General features: G+C 55.5%; 15 protein-coding genes. 6 read left to right on the top strand and 9 right to left on the bottom strand.

What is annotated here, in order from left to right:
* Positions 1 to 29: 29 nt before the first annotated feature.
* The gene (gene ispE, locus HG15A2_RS03310) at positions 30 to 1034 is read right to left on the bottom strand and encodes a 4-(cytidine 5'-diphospho)-2-C-methyl-D-erythritol kinase (protein ID WP_145057815.1); all 1005 of its coding nucleotides are present in this window, start codon (positions 1032 to 1034) and stop codon (positions 30 to 32) included.
* Positions 1035 to 1688: 654 nt separating this feature from the next.
* Here ispE and HG15A2_RS03305 point away from each other — a divergent pair.
* Positions 1689 to 2645: a DUF368 domain-containing protein gene (locus HG15A2_RS03305; protein ID WP_145057813.1), complete on the top strand. Its 957-nt coding sequence runs from the start codon at positions 1689 to 1691 to the stop codon at positions 2643 to 2645.
* A gap of 659 nt (positions 2646 to 3304) precedes the next feature.
* A complete protein-coding gene (locus HG15A2_RS03300; protein ID WP_218932301.1) occupies positions 3305 to 4843 on the top strand; it encodes a glycoside hydrolase family 25 protein in 1539 nt (512 codons plus the stop codon).
* Between the two features lie 223 nt (positions 4844 to 5066).
* Here HG15A2_RS03300 and HG15A2_RS03295 read toward each other — a convergent pair whose 3' ends face one another.
* The 8 genes from HG15A2_RS03295 to rsfS all read right to left on the bottom strand — a co-directional run bounded on the left by HG15A2_RS03295 (position 5067) and on the right by rsfS (position 16742).
* Positions 5067 to 6080, bottom strand: coding sequence for a cytochrome d ubiquinol oxidase subunit II (locus HG15A2_RS03295; protein ID WP_145057809.1), 1014 nt, complete (start codon positions 6078 to 6080; stop codon positions 5067 to 5069).
* Positions 6070 to 7404 carry a cytochrome ubiquinol oxidase subunit I gene (locus tag HG15A2_RS03290; RefSeq protein ID WP_246117869.1) on the bottom strand — a complete coding sequence of 445 codons (1335 nt, stop codon included), beginning with the start codon at positions 7402 to 7404 and terminating at the stop codon, positions 6070 to 6072. Before HG15A2_RS03290 ends, HG15A2_RS03295 begins: the two co-directional genes overlap by 11 nt.
* 203 nt (positions 7405 to 7607) lie before the next feature.
* The gene (locus tag HG15A2_RS23775) at positions 7608 to 7781 is read right to left on the bottom strand and encodes a hypothetical protein (RefSeq protein ID WP_218932300.1); all 174 of its coding nucleotides are present in this window, start codon (positions 7779 to 7781) and stop codon (positions 7608 to 7610) included.
* 88 nt (positions 7782 to 7869) lie between these two features.
* Positions 7870 to 8490, bottom strand: coding sequence for a dTMP kinase (gene tmk, locus HG15A2_RS03285; protein WP_145057805.1), 621 nt, complete (start codon positions 8488 to 8490; stop codon positions 7870 to 7872).
* A gap of 97 nt (positions 8491 to 8587) precedes the next feature.
* Complete coding sequence (locus tag HG15A2_RS03280) at positions 8588 to 11041, bottom strand: TolC family protein (protein ID WP_145057803.1); 2454 nt, start codon at positions 11039 to 11041, stop codon at positions 8588 to 8590.
* Between the two features lie 324 nt (positions 11042 to 11365).
* A complete protein-coding gene (locus tag HG15A2_RS03275; protein WP_145057801.1) occupies positions 11366 to 13684 on the bottom strand; it encodes a hypothetical protein in 2319 nt (772 codons plus the stop codon).
* Between the two features lie 548 nt (positions 13685 to 14232).
* A complete protein-coding gene (argS, locus tag HG15A2_RS03270; protein WP_145057799.1) occupies positions 14233 to 16218 on the bottom strand; it encodes an arginine--tRNA ligase in 1986 nt (661 codons plus the stop codon).
* Between the two features lie 56 nt (positions 16219 to 16274).
* Positions 16275 to 16742 carry a ribosome silencing factor gene (rsfS, locus tag HG15A2_RS03265; RefSeq protein ID WP_145057797.1) on the bottom strand — a complete coding sequence of 156 codons (468 nt, stop codon included), beginning with the start codon at positions 16740 to 16742 and terminating at the stop codon, positions 16275 to 16277.
* Between the two features lie 329 nt (positions 16743 to 17071).
* Here rsfS and bcp point away from each other — a divergent pair, with 329 nt between their 5' ends.
* The 4 genes from bcp (at position 17072) to HG15A2_RS03245 (ending at position 21342) form a co-directional block, all read left to right on the top strand.
* The gene (gene bcp / locus HG15A2_RS03260) at positions 17072 to 17545 is read left to right on the top strand and encodes a thioredoxin-dependent thiol peroxidase (protein ID WP_145057795.1); all 474 of its coding nucleotides are present in this window, start codon (positions 17072 to 17074) and stop codon (positions 17543 to 17545) included.
* 705 nt (positions 17546 to 18250) lie between these two features.
* Positions 18251 to 18625: a hypothetical protein gene (locus HG15A2_RS03255; RefSeq protein ID WP_145057793.1), complete on the top strand. Its 375-nt coding sequence runs from the start codon at positions 18251 to 18253 to the stop codon at positions 18623 to 18625.
* A 147-nt stretch (positions 18626 to 18772) separates the two neighbouring features.
* Entirely contained in the window at positions 18773 to 20044 is a 1272-nt protein-coding gene (locus HG15A2_RS03250; protein WP_145057791.1) for a hypothetical protein, read from the top strand.
* A 131-nt stretch (positions 20045 to 20175) separates the two neighbouring features.
* Positions 20176 to 21342, top strand: a complete 1167-nt coding sequence (locus tag HG15A2_RS03245; RefSeq protein WP_246117868.1) for an amidohydrolase family protein — start codon at positions 20176 to 20178, stop codon at positions 21340 to 21342.
* The last annotated feature ends 45 nt before the right edge of the window (positions 21343 to 21387 follow it).

Here is a 21387-nt window from a genome sequence, read left to right as displayed (position 1 = left end):
GCCATATAATGCAAATGGCAGGGCAACGCTCAATAGCAAGTCGATGTCGTCCAAACCGTCCCGTGTGTCCTGGGTGTCTTCCCTCTCAAATAGTGACCTTCCCCAAATTCGTGCTTAGCTCCCGCACGACTACCGTCTTCCAAAACTGCCCTCAGCTTGCCTGCCAAGTGGCGTGCTTGCTGGGCAGTGCCGCACAAACCGAAAAAGGCTGACCCGCTACCCGTCATTGTGGCTCCCCAAGAATTGAGTGCCGTCATCTGGGCCTGCAAGCTGGCCAGTATTGGCTGACTAGCGAGGATCACTGACTGGAAGCTGTTACTCATGGCCTTCGCAGCCGCAGTGAGCATGCCGTTGCGAAGCAACTCTAAGAGCCGTTCCAAAGGTTTCTCCCGGCCCTCACTTTTCTGAGGGTCAAACTGACCCGCGTTGAGCTGCATAAACGCTTCTTTGGTCGATATGCTCTCGTCTGGCTTCACCACAACGAAATGCAACTTCGGTAGCCCGCTCTGTGGCTGCAGAATTTCTCCTCGTCCACGACAAACCGCAGGCCCGCCCGCGAAGAAAAACGGCACGTCGCTGCCGAGTTGAGCGGCAAGACCCGTGAGTCGCTGCTTTGAATAGTTCACACCCCACGCCTGGTTCAAGAGTTGGAGTGTTGCCGCGGCATCGCTACTGCCGCCCCCCATACCTGCCTGAGTAGGGATTCGTTTCGTGAGTGACAAGCTTCCGTAAGGCTCAACGCCGGCCTCGGCTGCTAATAGATGTGCCGCCTTCATCGCGAGATTGGTCTCATCGCTGGGAACATCGGTTCCTGCGACGCTAAATCGGAATCTCTCGGTAGACTCCCCTTCTGTGAAGTGAATCTCGGCGCGGTCGTTAGATGTCCAGCGCAGTTGGTCGAAGAGACGCACCGGGCACATGAGCATTTCAAGCTCATGAAAACCATCAGCGCGACGTCCCAAAACGTCGAGGTAAAGATTTAGTTTGGCGGGAGCCAGTGCCTCCCAGCCCACAGTCGTTCTTGAGACAAACATGGTGCTCGTCGTGTTGTGCAGCGCGCATCACCGAGGCCTAGTCGGTAGATACCGCTCTTGAAGCAACGCGGTGGATGTATCCCCAAACACCACGCGACCAACTACCTGTCCTGTACCGCTTATCTGTGTACACTGCTCCCGGCTACGTCTTCAACCGAAGATAACAACCGCGTCACGCCAGTCACTCGCCATTGAATCTCAACTGAAAACATCAGTCTCGACCCTGTAACTCGTTGCGTGCCGGCCGGGATCTAGCAGAATTCAAAAACGACGCTTCGTTCTCTTCGATTTGTACCGCTCTGATGACGCAAAACAAAACATAAAAAAAACCTGTGGCGACAGGAAGAAATGATAAGTGCGTAGTCGAAACTGCGATGGGCTTCGAGAACACGTATAGTGGTGCCACAAACTCTTATGCAAATCAGAACGAACTAAGCTTAATTTGTTTGCAAGCCCGGGTCAACTTAATGCTATCTTTCCCCAGGATTGGTTGACTCGAAGCGCACAAAGTGCGGGGTTCACTGAATTGCCCAGATTAACCGTCGTTTCCCCAGCAAAGCTCCGTTAGACTCTGCACTTTGCAGGGAAAGCCGAAGAGATCGGGACACTGCAACCTCATTGTGAAAGCCACGTAGGACTAGGAGCCATAGGAAGTTGAATCACAAGTTCACTGAAAGCGTTGCCGTCTTCGTGAAGGGGCTGCTCATGGGAAGCGCAGACATTGTGCCCGGAGTATCCGGTGGCACGGTGGCGTTGATCGTTGGCATCTATGAGCGTCTCGTTACGGCAATCAGCCAGTTTGACGGACAATTGCTAAAAATGCTTGCTGGGCGACAATGGCGAGCAGCGGCTGCCCGAATCGACTTCCGATTTCTGGCAACTCTCGGGGCAGGCATTCTCACGGGGGTCGCAGCGCTGGCCACGCTCATGCACTATCTGCTGGAACACGAGCGGAGCCCAACGCTGGCCGTATTCTTCGGCCTGATTCTCGCCTCGGCCCTGCTGGTTGGTAAAATGGTCAAGCCTGCGAATTCGCAACGGGCCGGACTGTGCGTGGCATTGGCAATTGCTGGAGCCGCGTTCGCTTATTGGCTCGTCGGACTGCAAGCGATTCAAGCTTCGGACAACCCGGTCTACTTCTTCCTCTGCGGCATGGTCGCCATTTGCGCGATGATTCTACCGGGCATTAGTGGTGCTTTCATTTTATTGATTCTCGGCTCGTATGAATCGATTACGAAGATCATCAAGGATCTGACCCACTTCGAGTTCACCGTCGGAGATCTCACGACACTTGCCGTGTTTGCTGCGGGCTGCGCGGTCGGACTAATCGGATTCTCCAAACTGCTGCGCTGGTTGCTGGAGCACTACCACGATCTGACGATGGCCGTACTGTGCGGATTCATGCTGGGCTCACTGCGCAAGATTTGGCCCTTTCAAATCGACAAGACTCCCGATGTCGAGCGATTGTCGTTGAAGGAGTACGAGCCGTTCATGCCCAGCAGTTGGACTGCCCAATGCACCAGTTGCCTAACGCTCGCCGTTGTAGCGTTTATTGCGGTACTTGCCGTCGAGCGGTTGGCCGGTGGTGAAACGAGAGATCGAGTGAGCTGAGCAGCCTAGCGCCCCAGCGCTCAGTGACAGCCACGGCTAGCACGGATTAACGCGGCTCTTCTCGGCAAACGGGTGGAACCGTGCGAAGGTACAAAATCCGTCATCGGATCCACACTCTTCCCCGAGGGGATGAGACGAACGCCTTCCCTCCAAGGGAGATATTGACTGAACTACCACCGGCTGAAGCCGGCGGGTTTGTGGGGGTCGCGCGACTCGCCGTGAGCGACTTTCGTTTGACATTTTCAGGCCACCTGTTTCGCGGTGCGCGATGGCCGCTAAAAAGGTCGCTAAGTTGGCGGTTTGGACGATTCTGCTTCGCTCATTCGTCCAATGTGCGGACCTCCTCTGGGAATCATTATTCCGGCTCCCGCCACTGTCCGAAAGTATTGGGCTATCGCACTTTCTGAATGTCGGATTCGACAGACGTGTCGATGCCATGCGTGGGGACGCGAGGGACTGACCACCGACTGCTTGAACGATTTAAGCCACTGTGCGCTTAGGGGATAGAGTTCTGCGCACTCCTTTTTCTTGCTCTGCTGCTGGTCTTGGTAGAATGGATTGGTGTGACATTCCCTTAGCCCGTCATAATTCATCTGACTTATCTCTGAAACCGGTGACGTTCCATGCCTGGCAGAACTCTCGCAATCTCACTTGTTGTGATGGCATTTGCTACAGCGCCAGCTGCAGCCTATGTTGATGGTATCGACGTTTCACGCTGGCAAAGCTCTGTCGATTGGAACTCTGTCAAGAGCGACGGGATTGACTTTGCGTTTGTAAAAGCGACCGAAGGTGTCAATTTTGTTGACTCACGTTTTCACGAAAACATGCAAGGAGCTACTGCGGCAGGTGTCCACATCGGACCCTATCACTTCGCCCGCATCGATAGTTTCAACGGTGTGCCATTTACAGACTACGATGGCAGTGCATTTGCGCCAGGGTCCAATCCCTATTTAGACGCTGTAAGTGAAGCCAACGATTTTCTCGACGAAATCATGCCCTACTACGAGACAGGGCTGTACCTGCCGCCAGTGGCTGATGTTGAAGGCCTGCCTGATTTCGGCAACTCTAATCTGGAACGCGAATTTATTTCGAACTGGGTGCAGATATTCTCCGACACGGTTGACGAAACTCTAGGGCGGCGACCAATTATCTATACCAGCAAGTCCGGTGCTAACACTCACTACACATCTCCAGTTGCCTCCACTCACGATCTCTGGATAGCATGGTGGCGAGGCACGGGCACAACCAACCCTCCCGTTCAAAGCGACACAGCACTCTGGGAACCGTGGCAATTCTGGCAATGGACCGCAACAGGCAGCGTCAACGGCGTAAGCGGTAACGTTGATAGAAATGTTTACCAAGGCTCGCTAGTCGAGCTAGAGCAATTGCTCATCGGTGAGGACCCTGGCAGTTTGATCATGCTAGCCGATTTTGAGACCGACGAAGGGTACTTCAACAGGCCGACAAATTATTCTGGGTCGAACCAAGGCATCGGGGCTAGCTCAAGCGCAATTCGAGTGACCACCGAAGCCCATGAAGGAATCGGTTCTCAAGAGATCCATATCGATGGCGATCCTGAGGGTTGGTTCTTGAGACACGTCTCGGGCATCGGCAGTACATCGGCAAATCCCGAAACGAACCTAGCGCTCGACGCGACCGGATACATCGGTTTTTGGTTGAAAACAGATGACGCGGGGATTTCGGTAACGATAGCGATCGACGACCCTCTGACCGCAGATCGCGGAGTCGAGCAATTAGTGATCGCTGATGGTGAGTGGCATCTGTACGAATGGAATTTCGAGGATAGCTCCCAGTGGGAGGCGTGGGTCAACGAAGAAGGTATCATTACTGGGCCCACAGTCACCATTGACTCGATTCAGTTCAGTGGAAGTGGCCAAGCGACGTTCTATCTCGATTCGGTAGCCCATGATCCGCTCGGCAGCCTTGGTCCGCTCGCTGGCGACTTTGATCTCGATGGGGACATCGATGGCGACGACCTCCATGAATGGCAGGCTGCATACGGAGACGGCAACGGCGACGGGCTCGACTTTCTCATCTGGCAGCAGCAAGCGGGTAGCAGCAGTGAGAATGCCAGCACCGCAGCAATCCCCGAGCCGGCCGCGCTCCTACTTCTGGGCGTGTTTGCCGTTGGCGCTGGGTTGGGACGGCAGAACAAGTTGCCTCTCTCGGGGCTTTGATTCTGGGGCGTCTTTCAGAACAAAGACATCGACGCAGGCGTTCTGTAGGCAGAATCTCGCAAAAGCAGACCAAAGGCAGGCATGATCAGGATTCTGAACAGTTTGTGCCCACTGCTTCGATCTGTGGATCGACGTGCTCTCTAGCAGTGGCAAGCCCTATCTGCGCCCAAGGCAATGCTCACAGGACTGCTGAGGAGAGTTATCCTCGTGGCACACTTTTGGATTAGTAGGGTCTCTGTCTATTACTTTTGAACAGCACGAACAAGTAGGACAACGAAGGGAGCAAGAAAACGGCTCCGACGGTGATTACCACCAGCATCGTCCAAAGAATATTGTCGGGTGCTTTGGAAACTCCGCTGGTAATAGTCGGTGGAACAATCAACGGATATTGTGAGACAGCCCAACCCCAGAGCACCGCTGCGACAGCACCTGACGATGCGATGACGGCTCGCAGGAAATTATTTCGCCAGACTTCAATCAGCGAACCGATGCCACAAGCTAATGAAACGACAACTAGCGGCCATCCACGATGCGCAAATCCTGCCGCCAGAGTCGGAGCCTCAATCGACACCATCGCCAAACCGCCGATTGACAACAGGCCCATCCATAACCCGGTTGAGAGCGATCGTTGTCGCCATAGCTGCGTGAGGTCATCCTCCTTGGCAACAGCAGCTTCTCTGGCGAGGTATACGGCAGCAAGATAAGCGCACATTCCAACAGCGTAGAATCCTGTAAAGACAGCAAACGACGACATCCACCCAGTCAGATGGCTCGCTTCGTATTGACCATCTGCCGCTATGGCAAGCTGTCCTGAAGCAACCGCTCCCACGCTGGCACCGAGAAACAGCGGTGTCGCGGTCGACGCAATCGCGAATACAGATTCCCACATGGCAAGTTCGCGACCGGTGCCCCGACTGTACGAGCGAAAGGCGTATCCCGCCCCGCGAAAGACGATCCCACAAAGAGCGAGCAGCAGCGGCAACCATAGCGCTCGGCTTAACGCGGCGAACGCAACGGGAAAGCCGTTCATTAGTATGACAAGCACGAATATCAGCCAAACATGGTTGGCTTCCCACACGGGTCCGATTGCTTTGTAGATGTGCTGTCGTTGCTTGTCGGTCGATTGCAAGGCTGTCGTAAATTCCCACACCCCTGCACCAAAGTCCGCACCGCCCAGCAATGCGTACAAAGTAAGTGCCACAAGCATCACAAGTAGTAGTAGATCGTCAGGCCCCATCGCTGGTCTCCACAACGGGAACCTTGGCCAACTGGCGCAAAATCGACACGGTCGCAACACCTATCACTGAGTAGATCGCCAACGTCAAGTAGAAGACGTTCCAGACACCAGGAGCTTGTGTAACCGCTTCACTAACTCGCATGTACCCCTGAACGATCCACGGCTGCCGACCAACTTCCGTCACTACCCAGCCAGCTTCAAGAGCAATCACTGACAGCGGTCCCAATAGAACGACGGTCCCTAAGAACGCTTTTGATTCGGGCCATCTTCGCTTTTTGATGAATACAACAAGACACCAGAGAGCGACCAGCATCATGAACCCACCAATACTAACCATGATTTGGAATGCAATATGGACGACTGCCACGGGCGGAATATCCTCAGCGGGAAAATCGTTTAGCCCCGTGACTTCTGCGTCAATATCGCCGTAGGCCATCCACGACAGCGCACCGGGAATTGCGATCGCAAAGTCGGTTGTCTTTGTCTTCTCGTTAGGAATACCGCCAATGTGAAGTGGGGCTCGTGTCGTTGTGTCGAATATGCCCTCCATCGCGGCGAGCTTTACTGGTTGCGACTTGGCCACAACTTTCGCTGACCAGTCGCCGACAATCATCTGCACGGGAACGAGCGGCAAAGCAAGTAGGAGACTCAGGGTAAACGCGCGGCGATCATATGCACTGACTCGTTTGAGCAATTGCACTGCGTAAAAAGAAGCGACTGAGAATCCTGTTACCAGATATGCTGCCACGATCATGTGGGTCACTTGCGCACCTGTCGCCACATTGAACATTGCCGCAAACGGGTCGACATCAATGATCTTATCTTCAACGAGACGAAACCCGGCAGGAGCGTTCATCCATGAATTCGCGGTTACAACGAAGAACGCCGAGAAGAAACCCGAAATGGCCACCGGCCATCCGGTCAGCCAATGGACTCGCTTCGGCAGTCGATCCCAGCCATAGAGATAGATGCCGGCAAAAATTGCTTCAACGAAAAAGGCGAACCCCTCCATCGTGAACGGCAAACCAATGACAGCTCCCCATCGCCCCATAAACTCGGGCCAGAGTAGCCCCAGCTCGAACGACAGAACTGTTCCTGTCACGGCACCAATCGCGAACATCACAGCAAATGCTTTGGACCACCGTCGAGCTAGCGTTTTCCACAGCAAATCTCCCGTCTTTAGGTATCGCCATTCCGCAGCAAGCATCAGCAGAGGCAGCCCGACACCGAGACAAGCCAAAATGATGTGAAAACCCAGCGTAAACGCCATTTGCAATCGTGCTGGGCGAAGATTGTCGGCCGCAACTGCTAGGCTCAGTTCCATAGTGACTGCCACCATCGTTCGATTTCGGCAATCCACCGCTGGTTGTCACAGTCACAATTTTGTTTCTTATCAATTGATTCGTTCATGCCATTACCTCATCGCGACCGTTCGCAAACTATCTAACAACGGTATCAGCGTTGCGCTGATCGAGCAAGTCGGCAGGGATCAATCGGACTTTCACGAACGAGACTCCGCATGCGATTTCAAACTCTTGGCTTGGCGACGTTGGCACTGCGCAGCGCTGCGGCGCCTTCTTTCTCAGCCAACGTAAATGACTTTCTCGACTTCAGCAACACAGAAGTGCCGGGGCGACCGATATCGGACTCGGTGCCTCGATACGGTTGCACCTGATGTACCGCGTCTAATGTTCGGAACATGCGATTGCGAACACCAAGCCAATGGAAACGGTTCTAGAAAACTCGGCGTCATCGGTCGCTCGTCCGTTAGATATCGTCCGCCGTTAAACTAAAGCAGTTGCTTCGCAATCGCGCGGATTTCTTGCTGAATTGTTTCGATGTCACGACTGGCATCGATCACATGCACGCTGTCGCCCATCGATTGAGCTTCGGATAGAAAACCTTTACGCAACTCCTTGCGATACGCATCCCCCCGGCTTTCGACGCGATCGAGTTCAGTTCCCATGCGTTCCAAAGCTGCGGCGGGGTCCATGTCGAGCAGGAAGGTGCAGTCCGGCGAGATACCGGCGGTCGCTACCTGTCCAACCGTGCGAACGGCTTCAACCTCCAGCCCGCCGGCATAGCCTTGATAGACGATGTTCGCCAGCAGAAAGCGATCGGAAACGACTGTCTTTCCGTCTTTGAGAGCCGGCTTGATGATCTCTTCCACGAGCTGTGCCCGAGCCGCCATGTAGACCAGCATTTCGCTGCGGGCGGAAATAGCGGTCTGCTCGTCGCTGTTGAGAAGGATCTCGCGAAGTTGTTCCCCAAGTGCAGTAGTGCCCGGATCGCGGCAGAAGACCACCTCTCGATCAGTGCCCTCTCCCTCGATGCCGCGTACCCAGTCGCAAAACTGTTCGATCTGCGTAGTTTTTCCTACACCGTCGATGCCATCGAATGAAAAGAACATGAGAAACTGAAACCGGAAGCTAGCGTAGAGGATGTCTCTCGCTAATCTTACCGGCTAGCCGATTCCAACGATACTAGTGCTGATTCATTGCAACAGCTCAGAAATCGGTGGGAGGCGTCGCTGGTAGGCTACTAGCTGCTGAGGGTTGGGTATTGTCGGATATCCAACCGCTGAGCCCTGCAGCTTGAGAAGAACCGTAGTTAATCGCCGAGGGTTGTGTCTCAGGGGACGTAGCCGATGTCTGTTTGGTAAGCGCCGGCTGCGGCAAGGGCTGCGGCAACGGCTGCAAGTGTGTGGCTTGTAAGACTTCATTCACGGCACTGGGCACCTGGGGCCATGTGGCGGCCTCCGGATCGGGCGCCGGCGCGGGGATGGCTTCCTGCAAGTTATTCAGTGCATCGGTACCGTTTCCCTGATCAGTCGCTCCATTGGTTTCGTTTTCGGGAACAATCGGCAGGTATTCCGCATTCGCTGGTAGCGGCATCGGTGTCGACATTGCGGGACTCATCGTTGGGTTTTGGTTTTGCACGCCGACTTGGGCTTGCGGTCCGCGACTGATGACCGAGGGTCGCGTGTAACCGTAGTTGATTTGATGGCTGCCGTCACGCTGGCGTGCACGTCGCAATGCATCGAACTGCGCCTTGCCTGGCCAAGGGCCCTCAGCCAGGTAAACGCCGTTGTACTCTAGTAGCGATCCCTTGCGGTAATGGACTCGCATGATCGCACGATTGAAATCGACCAACGATCGGTAGTAGGCGCTTTCCGCTTCTGCCCGTTGTCGTTGAGCCTCGAGCAGCAAGTCGAGGGTGACGCTACCAGAATCGTAGATAGCTTCCACAGCCTCTACCTGGTCTTGCGTAGCGACGCGACGGTTGAAGTTTGTCTTGACGACGCCGTAGTTGTGAGCGACGTCCCGCACAGAATCGCCAAGTTGGTGAGAGATTTCTAGTTCCAAGTCCTGCAGCACGGCTCGTTCGCGAGCGAGCAACAACTGGTGATGACGCACTCCACTAAGTGCCCGGCGGAATCCGATAGGCAACGTGAACTGCAAATCGACCTGCCATTCCTGGTAGTCGCCTCCGGTGAGCACTTCAAACGCATTGGAGCCATCCGCGAAGGGGGCGATTCCGTTGCGATCGGAACGAAGCAGCTGGTCGCCCGCACCGAGCCAGCGATAGCGTCCGCCAAGATCCAAACGAGGAAGCAAGTGGTTGCGTGAGGCGATGAGTTCCAACTCGCGGCGTTTGACCTGCCACTTCTGGCGGCGGATTTCGACGCGGCGAGAAAGGGACTCTATGTGGATGGAGGCCCAATCAAAGTGAACCTGGGCAGTAGTCGGCTCGTCGATCGGTCGGATCAAGCGACCATCGCTGTGGGTGATACCCATGATGTAGCGGAGTCGATTTTCGACACGGAACAGATTCGTAAGCGCTGTCTCAAGTTGGGCAGTAAACAAATAGTACTGGCTGCGTGCTTGGGCTTCCTTGTCAGCCTCGCCACCTTCGCCACCCGCTTCTTGGAGGGCTTTGATCTTGCGCCAGGTTTCCAGCGCACTGTTACGCCCGATCTTACGCGAATCGAGATCGCGATACGCGAAGTAGAGTTCCCAATAGGCGTCTTCGACGTCCCGCATGAGGTTGCGAACTCCACCCTCGAAATCCGCCAGTGTGATGTCGTGGCGAATACGGGCGATCATTACGCCGTCGATGTTATTCACTAACCCGCCCGCTGCCTGCTGGAAGGACTGAAGGCCGGCAATGCGGTTGTATTGCGTGCCGCGACCTTGCAGCAACGGATGACTGAACGCGGCTTCGAAGTTGGTGGTCCAGTCGCTTGGCTGCGTGCGGCTACCATTATTGTTTTGTTCGTAGTTCGTGTTGTTGCGAATTTCGAACGTGCTACCGTCGGCCGTGCTCTTCGTGACGCCTAATGTGCCGATTCCGAGGTCTTGACGGAACTGCGGCGCGAAGAAGCCGGGTGCTGAAGCGAGGCCGAAGTTTTGGGGACGGTCATTGTAGTTCCAGGTAAGACTACTATCGAGCTGCGCGTCGAACTCACTGAGAGCCGCCTCGACACCGGTGCCGCTAAAGGCGCTGCCTGTGCCGGTGCCGGTGCCCGTTTCTACAATAGCCGCATCGTAAGTGGTCGTTAGGTTCGCACCGTTGCTGGCGGAAATGGTCTCTGGCGTAGTAGCTGCAATATTCTGTCCGCCATCGGCAATCCGGCCACCCAGTTGTCGCATGACGTTGCTGTTCTGGAGAGTGAGTCGTGTCGCCTGCTCCATCGTTAGATCCCAGACGTCGAAGTTCTCAGCGTTCTCCAACGTCAGGGGAGCTTGGGCAGAGGTGACTTCCTCAAGCGGCACCGCGCACACATCCGGGTATTCGATCTCTGTTGCGACGTCTAGGTAATGCGACAGATCGCCATCCTCGCGGAAGAACACAGGCTGAATCGGCTGGCAGCCGGTGGCGAACGTGAGTACGCACAACAACAGTGCAAGAGATTTCTTGCTGGTTGAATTCGTTAGTGCGAGCGAGCGAAGCGGGGACATACGTTTGCTTTCCTAGCCATGGGCAAGCTCGCTGAAGTAAGCGAGCGTGCCGCGTCGTAACTCCGGTCGCACGCGTTGCGACCGACTTGCCCCCCCGGACAAGGCCCGACTTGCTTGAGCAACGCACGAAATAATCCACGCGCAGCTCAGGCAGCAGAGACGTCTCAATCGTTATCGACGCCCCAATCGGCAAACTTTGACATTCACGCCAAATCGACAAAGAAAGGCTTGCTAGCAGTGCTGGCGATGGGACGCGTGTTGGCTAGGGACGCATGCTAGCAAGTGATCGCGTATTGGCGAGCGCAGCTAAGCCGCAAGCGGCGGTTACGGCAGTCCCCAGCCGAGGGTGAGCCAGCCAGCTTCGCTATCGATTTGGCGAAGCGTCAGAGTTCCCAGGTCGGGTATGGTGATCGGCGGGATGGGAATTTCCTTGGGAAAGCTCTCCCCGCGGTCGGCTCGGTCGTTCATGTTTTTTGCTAGCGTGTTGCGGAAGCCGCTCTTCGTGGTGGACATCTTCTTGTCCCACTCGGGGTCGAAGCCCGTCGGCAAGACCTCAATCTTGCCGACTCTTCGCAGCAAAATGCCGTTGTCGTTCTTTACGAACTTGTAAGTGACGATGAAGTCCCAATTCTTGAACTCGCGCTCACCGGAAGCAAGCAACGAGGCCCGCATACGAATGGCCAGATTGCCATCACCAAAGCTAGCGCTCGCGGGGAAATCGTTGTTGAGCGTGATCGACCAAGGCTGGAACGCATGCTCGCCCTCGTCGCCTTCTTGAGGATCAGAATCTGCATTAGGATCTGCCAACACGGGTTCAAGTGTATCGACCACCTCATCAGTCACATCCTTCGCCGACTTACGCACTTCGGAAATTCTATTCAGCCAGGGAGGCGCATCGCCGGTTACTTTCGGGGCGAGGTCGGTTTCGTCTTGCGATATTGTGACTCCGGCAAGCGCTAGCGGCAAATAGTTGTTCACGGCCGACTCATGCACTTGGAACGACAAGTCGTGCCCCGGCATTAAAGGCGGCGCAGGCACAGAAGCTCCTAACTGCGTTGACCGGGCAATGAGGGTATCAATGCCGATGCCATGACTCGTGGAGTGCATGCGCAAATACTCTGGCTTCAATGCGCGTCGCATCAGTGGCGTGATGACCTTTTCTAGATATCGCTTACGACCATTGACCATTGCCGGGAAGACTTGCTCGTCGAACCCCGTGGCGACCTTGGTTTCCGCATGGCTGGCGGCGATTCGTTCTGCCTGGCCTTTACTCTCGCCTGCTTTTTTCCAAGCGATCTTCTCGACAAGTTTCCGACCAAATTGTCCTCCCGTTTTGCTGATGCGGTTGATTCGAGTGCGTGTCACGGCCTTCGCACTGGCCGCGCCTACGTAGAACGCATCATCAGTAAATACCAATTGCTTTAATGAATTGAAACTCGTGGTGCCCGTGCTGTAGATGTTCACCGGCTTGTTGTAGCCGATGGTGTTGGAAGCAGTTTGCCCGGTGAAAAGCGTCTGGATCACGATTTGGTCGTCGGCAGGCTGCGTGTGAAAAGTGACCCTGCCCTGAGTACATGCGGTGCCACGGATACTCGTGCCCAAAATACAATCGACCACCGGTTGTTGGTTGGTCACCGGCCGTTGCGCGGTGCGGTTGATCATACCCTCAGAGACGCGCACAAACAGGTTCGGCTGGCTCAAGCGACTGTGCATGGCACTCACTAGCTGGGGCGAATCGCCCAACTGCTTGGCCAACTCGTACACGCGGCTTACTTTCCATTGGGTCTCGCCGGTGGGTTGCCTCCCATGACGATCAAGTTGTTCTTCCAAGCTTTTTAATAGTCCATCGTAGGCGGCACTCGCATCGCGCACTTTTGCGGTGGTGGCCCAAGTGACCGTAGGAATGAACGCTTCGAGACGATCAGCGACATTTCGAAACGCATCGATTTCCAGCCCGGGCTTGTTCATTCGGAATCGCCTGAGCACGATCTCCAGATCGGTAAGCGATTCGCGTGTGACCTTTGATTCGTCTGACAGTTGAGGTTCGAGCAGTTCCCACTGCAGGAATTCTTTCCAAGTGCCAGCGTACGGGGTGACGTTTAGCGATTGTTCTAAAGCTTGAACAGAACTACGTAGTTTGGCTCGCTCGGAAATCAGCTCGTCCTGGGTGATTGGTGTGTGATCGCCACGGGCGGCGCGAGCGTAATCGGCAAGGTCGCTTCCCTTAGGCGTTTTCAATTGCTGCGACCAAACATTCAATGCATTGTGGACGGCCCTAAACGGCCCCATATGGAGCCCCTTCGCTTCGGTGCGGAACTGACGCAAGATGCGCATGACGACTGCTGGGTCGGGCTCTTCGGCGTCAAGCTCCTCACGCAAGTCGTCTAGCTTCAAGTAGCCCTGCCAGTGGAGGAGCTTCTTGCTATTCTCCTCGCCACCTGCGATCCACTCTTCTAACTCGTCGAGCTTGGTCTCCACGCGCATTGCCGCCGCCGATGTGGCTTCTGCGGACGGGGCTATCGTTGGCTTCCCATCCTCCTGCGCCCGCGCAGGCTGTGGCCCGACGAGAGCAATCGCCAGGAGTACTGCCATACATGTACGGGTACCAGCTATCAGAAGCCAGGATTGCTTGGAACGATTCATATTCATGGGGGGCTATCTTGAAACTTGGCAGTGTTAAAACTTGCTGCAGGGACCTTTCGGCACAGTCTAGCTAGCCAGCAAATACTCTGTAAGTACCCCGGATTACCGCAGTGCCGTGAAGACTTTTGCTCTCTAACCACGTTTCAGCGTGCAAAAGTCTTCTGCGAGTTGACCTTCCAAGGTCCTGCACAGACTATGTTTCAAGGCAAAACGAGCTAACACTCCGCTAGCTCCGCTGCCGACTTTTGCTTTGCGATAGTCACGCATTCCAGCCCAAGTGCGGCGGACAGTAGGACGGACCGAGTGCAAAAGTCGGTTCAGCAGGCGAGACGAACCATCCCGATGTGCAGAGGAAACACCCTGGGTGATTCCATTGTAATTCGGCCGGGAAGGGAATTCAGCAACGAATCCTGGCCAGCGTCAGGCCGTACGCGAGAGTCCCCAGCAGATTGCCGCCGCAATGCACGACCTCAAGCGGCCACGCCGAGTGCCTTTGGTGTTGCGGGTGGATGAGAACGACCGCACATGCTGAAGTGCAATCTTCAGCCCTACATCCGCTCCACAACTTCAATGCCCAAGAGCTCCAAACCACGCGAGAGCGTCCGGGCTGTGAGATCACACAGCGCGAGACGACTGGTGCGAAGCTCATCGCTTTCTGCCTTGAGCACTGGGCACTCGCTAAAGAATGAAGAGTACTTGCTCGCTAGTTCGAACAGGTAGGAAGTCAAATGATTGGGCCGATAGTCGCTCGCTACGCGGGTGAGCGCTTCGCTGAATTGCAAGAGTGCCAAAGCGAGCGAGCGTTCTGCGGGCGTGTTGAGGTCGATCGTGGGGTTGCTAGTGCGTAGTTGCTGCCGATCGACGCCCGCTTTGCCGAAGATGCTGCTCACGCGGGCGTAACTATACTGCATGTACGCAGCCGTGTTGCCGGTCATAGCGAGCATTTTGTCGTAACTGAATACGTAGTCGCTCGTGCGATTGTGGGCGAGGTCCGCGTACTTGATCGCGCCAATACCGATGCGATCTGCTACCGTCTGGCGTTCTTCGGCGGAGAGTAGTGGCTCGGCGCGAGCGTCGTCATTCTCGCTCACGATTGCCAGGGCGCGCTGGATGGCTTCGTCCAGCAGTCCGCTCAAACCGACAGCCGTGCCGGATCGCGTTTTGTATGGCTTGCCATCTTCGCCAAGGACGGTGCCAAAGCTGATGTGCTCTAATTCCAGATCCTTAAGCCGTGTGTCTTTTTCTCCCCACAGTTTCGTGGTGGCGAACAGATGCTCGAAGTGCAGCGACTGGCGATGATCCACGACGTACAAAAGCGCATCGGGCTGCCAGTTTTCAACGCGATACTTGATCGTGGCGAGATCAGTCGTGGCGTACAAGAAAGCACCGTCGCGTTTCTGCACGATGAACGGCGCGTCTTGCCCTTCGAGGAACACACACTTCGCACCGTCGCTCACTTTCACCAAGCCTTGCTCTTCGAGGCTTGCTATCGTTTCAGCAAGTTGGTCGTGATAATGACTTTCGCCCAGGGTGTGATCGAAGGAGACATTCAACCGCTCGTAGATGGCGTCCATCTCTGCAAGGCAAGCAGGCAGGAAGCGTTTCCACAGGGCGACGTTTTCCTCGTCGCCCGCATGCAACGCTGCGGTTTCCGCGAGCACCTTCTGCCCAATGTCCGCGTGCTCTTTCGCGACACTGATCAGTTGTTCGTCGTTCTCTGCATCGACGAGCTTTTGCTGCAGTGCCACTAAATCGCTACGACAGTCGTTCAACAGGCCCTCAGCCTGTCTTAATTTCTTGGCGGCCTTCTTCTGGGCCTTCTGGTCCTCTGGAACGGGCTCCGAACTGAGCTTCTCAACGGCGAGCTGCTGTTGATCGATGGCCAGTTCAGCCTCGGGGATTTTTTTCGTGCGCAGCGCGTGGTAGTCGACCAGCGAGTTCACAAAGCGGTAGAGCCGCGTGAGCTCTCCCACCGGCGCCTCGGCCAGTTTGGCATCGTCGCCAAAGTTCTTGTAGCCGTACACGATCATGCCAAACTGCGTGCCCCAATCGCCGATGTGGTTGTCGGTGATCACTTTGTGGCCGAGAAATTTCAGCACCTGGGCAAGTGCGTCGCCGATGACGGTCGAGCGTATATGCCCCACGTGCATCGGCTTGGCCACATTGGGCGAGGAGTAATCCAGCACGATGTTGCGTGGCTCGGTAGCTGTTGGCACACCCAAGCGATGTTCGTCGACGAGCGCGTCGCCTACCAACTCGGCAATGCGAGCGGTCTTCACGCGGAGGTTGATAAACCCAGGGCCAGCGATCTCTGGCGGTTCGCACAGGTCGGCCACACCAAGCTTCTCGACCAGCTCGGTAGCTATTTCGCGCGGCGGTCGACCGAGCCGCTTGCCCAACGGCATGGCGCAGTTTGCCTGGTAGTCGCCGAACTTAGGATCTTGGCTTGGCAAGACCATGTCGGACAGGTCCGCGCCATCAAGGGACTCAAGGGCTGTTGCAAAACGGCTGCGTAATTCGGCGAGTAGATTCATAGGGCGAATGACCAATCAACAATGACCAAGAGAAGAAGAAACCAATCCTGGGTCATTTAGGCCTGGTCATTGGTCGTTCCCTCGTCGTTCGCTTCCTCGACGTCACTTTGATCTCCAAACGGCACACGTTTCGCGCCGTTCCAAAAGTCCTCGAGCGCGTAGAATTCACGAGTCTCTTCGTCGAACAGGTGAATGACTACGTTGCCGTAGTCGAGTAGAATCCAGCGGCTTTCGCTGTAACCCTCGATGCCCATGCGCTTGTCTTTGAGATCGTCCTCTAGCTTGTGGTCGATCTCTTCGCTCATGGCGTGGAGTTGGCGGCGACTCTTGCCCGTGGCCAGCACGAAGTAATCGAACACGGGGGTAATCTCGCGCATGTCGAGAATCACGATATCCTCGCCGCGATTATCTTCGGCCGTGCGCGCAGCGGCCATCGCTAGCTCTAAGCTGCGCTCGGAAGCCCCATTTTCAGGGTTGGGCGTGCTCTGGGAACTCGTTTCGACGATGGGACTCCTCACCTTCATGTTTGCGTACGACTGATTACGTCAGTGCTTGAACCGGCAGATTCTACCCAGATTGCCCCCAACAGGCGAGGGCTACACACTCTGGGAACCGCAAAGTACGCAAAGAGCGCCAAGAAACTTCTGAGCTTCAGTCCAGTAGGTTTATCAGTGATCGTCAGCTGCCCAGCAACCAATTTCATGAATGCGTGCAACGAGCCCCCTGGAATCCAAATGAGCATGGTCCAAAATGCGTTCCTGTAGTTCCTTTGGGTTATCTCACTACCGCAATTCGATCTTTGCGCCCTTAGCGCTCTTTGCGGTTTATTGAACATCTGAGAAAGGCTTCATTCATGGGCGATTGGATTGAACCGGGCAAAAAGGCCCCCGCATTTACCCTGACAGCAGACGATGGCAGTAAGGTTCGCCTGGCGGATCTCGCGGGCAGCCCTGTGGTGTTCTATTTCTACCCCAAGGACGATACCCCGGGGTGCACTAAGGAAGCCTGTGCGTTCCGCGATCGCCAGAAGGAAATGAAAAAACTGGGAGCCGTGGTCTTGGGAGTAAGCCCGGACGACGTGGAAAGCCACGGCAAGTTCCGCGACAAGTTCAAGCTGAATTTCCCGCTGCTTGCCGATGAGGGGCACAAAGTGGCGGAAAAGTATGGGGTTTGGCGGGAGAAGAATATGTACGGCAAGAAGAAAATGGGCATCCAGCGCAGCACGTACCTCATCGATGCCCAAGGAAAAGTCGCAAAAGTTTGGAAGGCGGTGAAGGTCGACGGCCACGACGAGAAGGTGATTGAAGCGATCAAAGCGCTGGAGTAAGCGCCGCACCACGCCATTCACCCCCCAATAGCCGCGGGCCAACGGCCCGCCGGTGAACTCTGTTGAGGCGAGCCATTCTCCTGCGCTCCTGCGAGATGTTATCTCGCGGCTATTGCTACTCTGCTTCACTCATCCTCAGTTGCACTCAAAATCAACAATTGGTGCTTCGTTCTGCCCTACGGCAGCCCTAGCTACAATCCCCCAAATTTACCCAGCTACCCTGTTTTTGTGGAAGTTTGCCTTCCGCGACGATTGGCGCGAACTTCCCCTGGATATTTCTTAGAAGAATCTGAAACTCGTATTTGCGGTTGGCCGCTTGTCGGGTAAGTTTTGATAGCTGAAGTACTTGCCAATCACGGAGCTGTCGAGAAACAAGATTCTTTTGTTTGTGCGAACTTAACCCTCCCGCACTGCGTAGCATCCTGTAGTACCGACAAATAGCTAACAAGGATTTCTCCGAATCCCCGCTTGGCAAGAATTCAGCATCCACTCAGCGACCCATCGGCGATTCCCCTCCCTCCGCCGATGGGTTCGCTGGGCTTTTTTCTGGGAACGTAGTTCCCGGAAACCCAGATTCCCGGCGACCTGACGTTCTAGGTGATGGCTTCTTTCAGCGCTGTCCCACGGTCGCCTCGAACATCGTGATGCGAAGGCTTGTCTATGCGATTGTCCTCCCAATCCCGCCTCGACTCCCTATCCCTCACCATGATCGCCGCCAAATCTCTCGACGTCCTGGCTGGCCGCACCCAGTCGCTCACTTCAGAAGCTACCTTGCTATTAGAGCGTGTTCGCGAATTCTTGCGTTCCAAGAGTGCCGGCTGCGACGAGCCCTTTACCTTGCGAGCCCAAATCATCCCGCTGGACCCCCACGGCATGCCGGGCGAGCCCAGCGAGATTGAGCTGCGCGATTTCAGCGAGCGAGGCTTAGCGTTCACGCACGACGCGCCGATTACCGACCGTCGAGCGAGGCTCTCGGTAGACGATCCACGCTTCGGCAAGCTCAACGCCGAGGTCGATCTCTCTTGGTGCCGCTACCAACCCGGTGGCCGCTACACCAGCGGTGGAAGATTTGTGCGATAAGAGTGGTATAGCCCTCCTCGAACGTTTTTTGACACCCCAGCCCACTTGCGCCTACACTACGCAATAAGCATGCGACCGCGCCGGAACCGGTCGCCTGGGGAACAACTCTAATTTCGCGATTCATTCGCGAAACAAAGGAGGCGTGTCATGAACAGAAGCTTGAATGTCCAACGCTGCGCAGTGTTCGCACTTGTTGGGTGCGTAGCTCTTGCCGCCGCTTGCGGCTTAGCCGACGCCCAAGAACAAGCGCCTGATGCAGGAGGTTCGTCAGATCTGTTTGGCGCGTGGCCCTCCGAGTTTTTGGAGGTGAATGGCGAGGCATCCCAGTCCAACTCGAAGCCTGACTCGTCTGAACCCAAAGAAACGAAACCGCTGAACCTTAGTTTGGTGACCGGTTCTGGACAGCGCGTGGTAGATCCTTACCGTGGCCTTGCTATTTCATCTGCTCAAGACCGGGCCGCGAGTGAGCGAATTGAAGCGGCACTCGACGGACCTCTTTCGATACCAATCGATTACCGGGAAAGGCCGCTCAATCAAATCCTGCAGGAGATCTCGCTCGATTATGAAATTCCCATTTTGTTTGACCGACCTGCACTCGAAGCACTGGCGATTTCTGAAGAAGCCGAAGTGACGATCAGTCTTCGCAACGTCACGCTGAGATCGGCTCTCAATCTGTTGTTTCGCGAAGTCGAAGACCTAACCTATGTTGTCAACAACGAGGTTCTACTAATCACTAGCGAGGATGAAGCCGAGGATTGCCTAGAAATCCGCGTCTACAAAATTGATGATCTACTAGACCTCAACTACCTAGAACGACCACTCGCAGCGAGCGCTTGGGCCGAGTATGACAAGATAGTCGGTGCCATTACCGAATGCGTCGAGCCCGATAGTTGGCAAGGAAACGGAACCGGCAAGGGTGACATCAGGCACCTCGGCCCCGGCATACTGATCGTATTGCAGACCAATCACGTTCATCGCCATATCGAAGCCTTGCTGGATACCCTGCGGGACGTCAAAGCCCAAATAGACGCCGATCGACCCCGTGACAACCAGCAAGTCAGGCAAGAGCCCCCAGCCAATGTACCGCTAACAAGGTCGTTTCGAGTCAGTTACGGTTTCGATTTCCAACCCGAGCGCTCACAGGAAATTATCCGTGACGCTGTTATGAAATCAGTCGATTGGGAAAGCAATTCAGAAGTCGGTGGCGATGACGCATTCCTTGTCGTTATGCAGGATCGAGTGATTGCGAGACACGTTCCTCATGTTCTTAAGCAAGTGGAAGAGACACTTAGCAACATCAATCTGCTCTATAGCGAAAAAGTTCGTCAGCCAACAGCCTACGGCGGCAAGAAAAAACCCAAGTCGAGCGAATCTTCTGGCGGCGGCTTCTTCATCCTCGACAAGAAGCTAGAGAAGTAATGCAGGCAGAGCCAAACCAATTATTAGTTTCGCGCAGAAACGCAGAGACGCAGAGTTCGGTCGGCATGCGTCCTCTCTGCGTCTCTGCGTCTCTGCGCGAAACATCATTCTTGGCATTCCTATTTTGCTTTGTGTCACTCGCACATGCCCAGCAACCTCTCGATGGTGCCAAACTCGACGGAACCAGCGGTCGCGACCTCGCACTCGACCAGTTCCGCCCCAAGTCACAGCTCGTGCTGCCGCAGGAGACGGTTCGGCGGGCGAAGTTTCCCGTGGTGGACGTTCACGTTCATTGCCGTCTCAAGATGCGGCAGTCGCCCGAAGTAGTCGATGAGTTCGTACGATTGATGGACGACCAAAACATTGCCGTCTGCAATTCCCTCGATGGCGGACTTGGGGAGCGGTTCGACGAACACAAGAAGTTTCTTGGTAAGCACTCAAATCGCTTCACGATCTTCGCCAACATCGACTGGATTGGCGATGGCAAACGAAAGGAACCGGCGACCTGGGATTGCCATCGTCCCGACTTTGGCCGACGCATGGCGTTAGCATTGGCCGACGCCAAACAGCGGGGCGCAGCCGGCTTGAAGATCCATAAAATGCTGGGACTGTATTTCCGCAATCCCGATGGCTCTTACATAAAGGTGGACGACCCACGCTGGGACCCGATTTGGGAAGCGTGCGGCGAACTCAGCTTGCCGGTGCTCATTCATACGGCTGACCCGGTGGCTTTCTTTCAGCCGGTTGATGCCACCAACGAACGCTGGGAGGAACTCAACCGGCACCCGAGATGGAGCTTCTCGGGCGGCCCGCCCAACAACTACACCGGCCCGAGCCACGATGAACTGCTGGCCGCTCGCAATCGCGTATTCGCTAAGCACCCGAATACGCAGTTCATCGCTGCCCACGTGGCCAACTATCCAGAGAACCTGGCGAAGGTGGGGGAGTGGTTAGACACCTACCCGAACATGCATGTGGAGATTGCTGCGAGAATTGCGGAACTGGGTAGGCAGCCTCGCACAGCACGTAATTTTTTCCTGAGATACCAGGATCGCATCCTCTTCGGCACCGATGGGCCTCGCTCGCCAGGACGCCTACGGCCCCACTGGCGCCTGCTGGAAACCGACCACGAGTACTTTTCCTATGCTGAGGGGCAGTACCCTCCCCAGGGCTTGTGGGGCATCTACGGGCTCGATTTACCGGATAAGGTGCTTAGGAAGGTGTATCACGAGAATGCGGCAAAGCTGATTGCGGGCGTGGCAGAACGGCTAAGCAGCTCGGCATTCCAGGCTGAGTAGAGAAGATAGTGGCGGGTTTAACCTTAACTGGAACGCTTTAGGAGT

It is taken from the genome of Adhaeretor mobilis (assembly GCF_007741515.1).
GTDB classification, from domain to species: Bacteria; Planctomycetota; Planctomycetia; order Pirellulales; family Lacipirellulaceae; genus Adhaeretor; species Adhaeretor mobilis.
The sequence above is the reverse complement of the archived record's forward strand: the minus strand, read 5'-3'. Positions and strand labels throughout refer to the sequence as shown.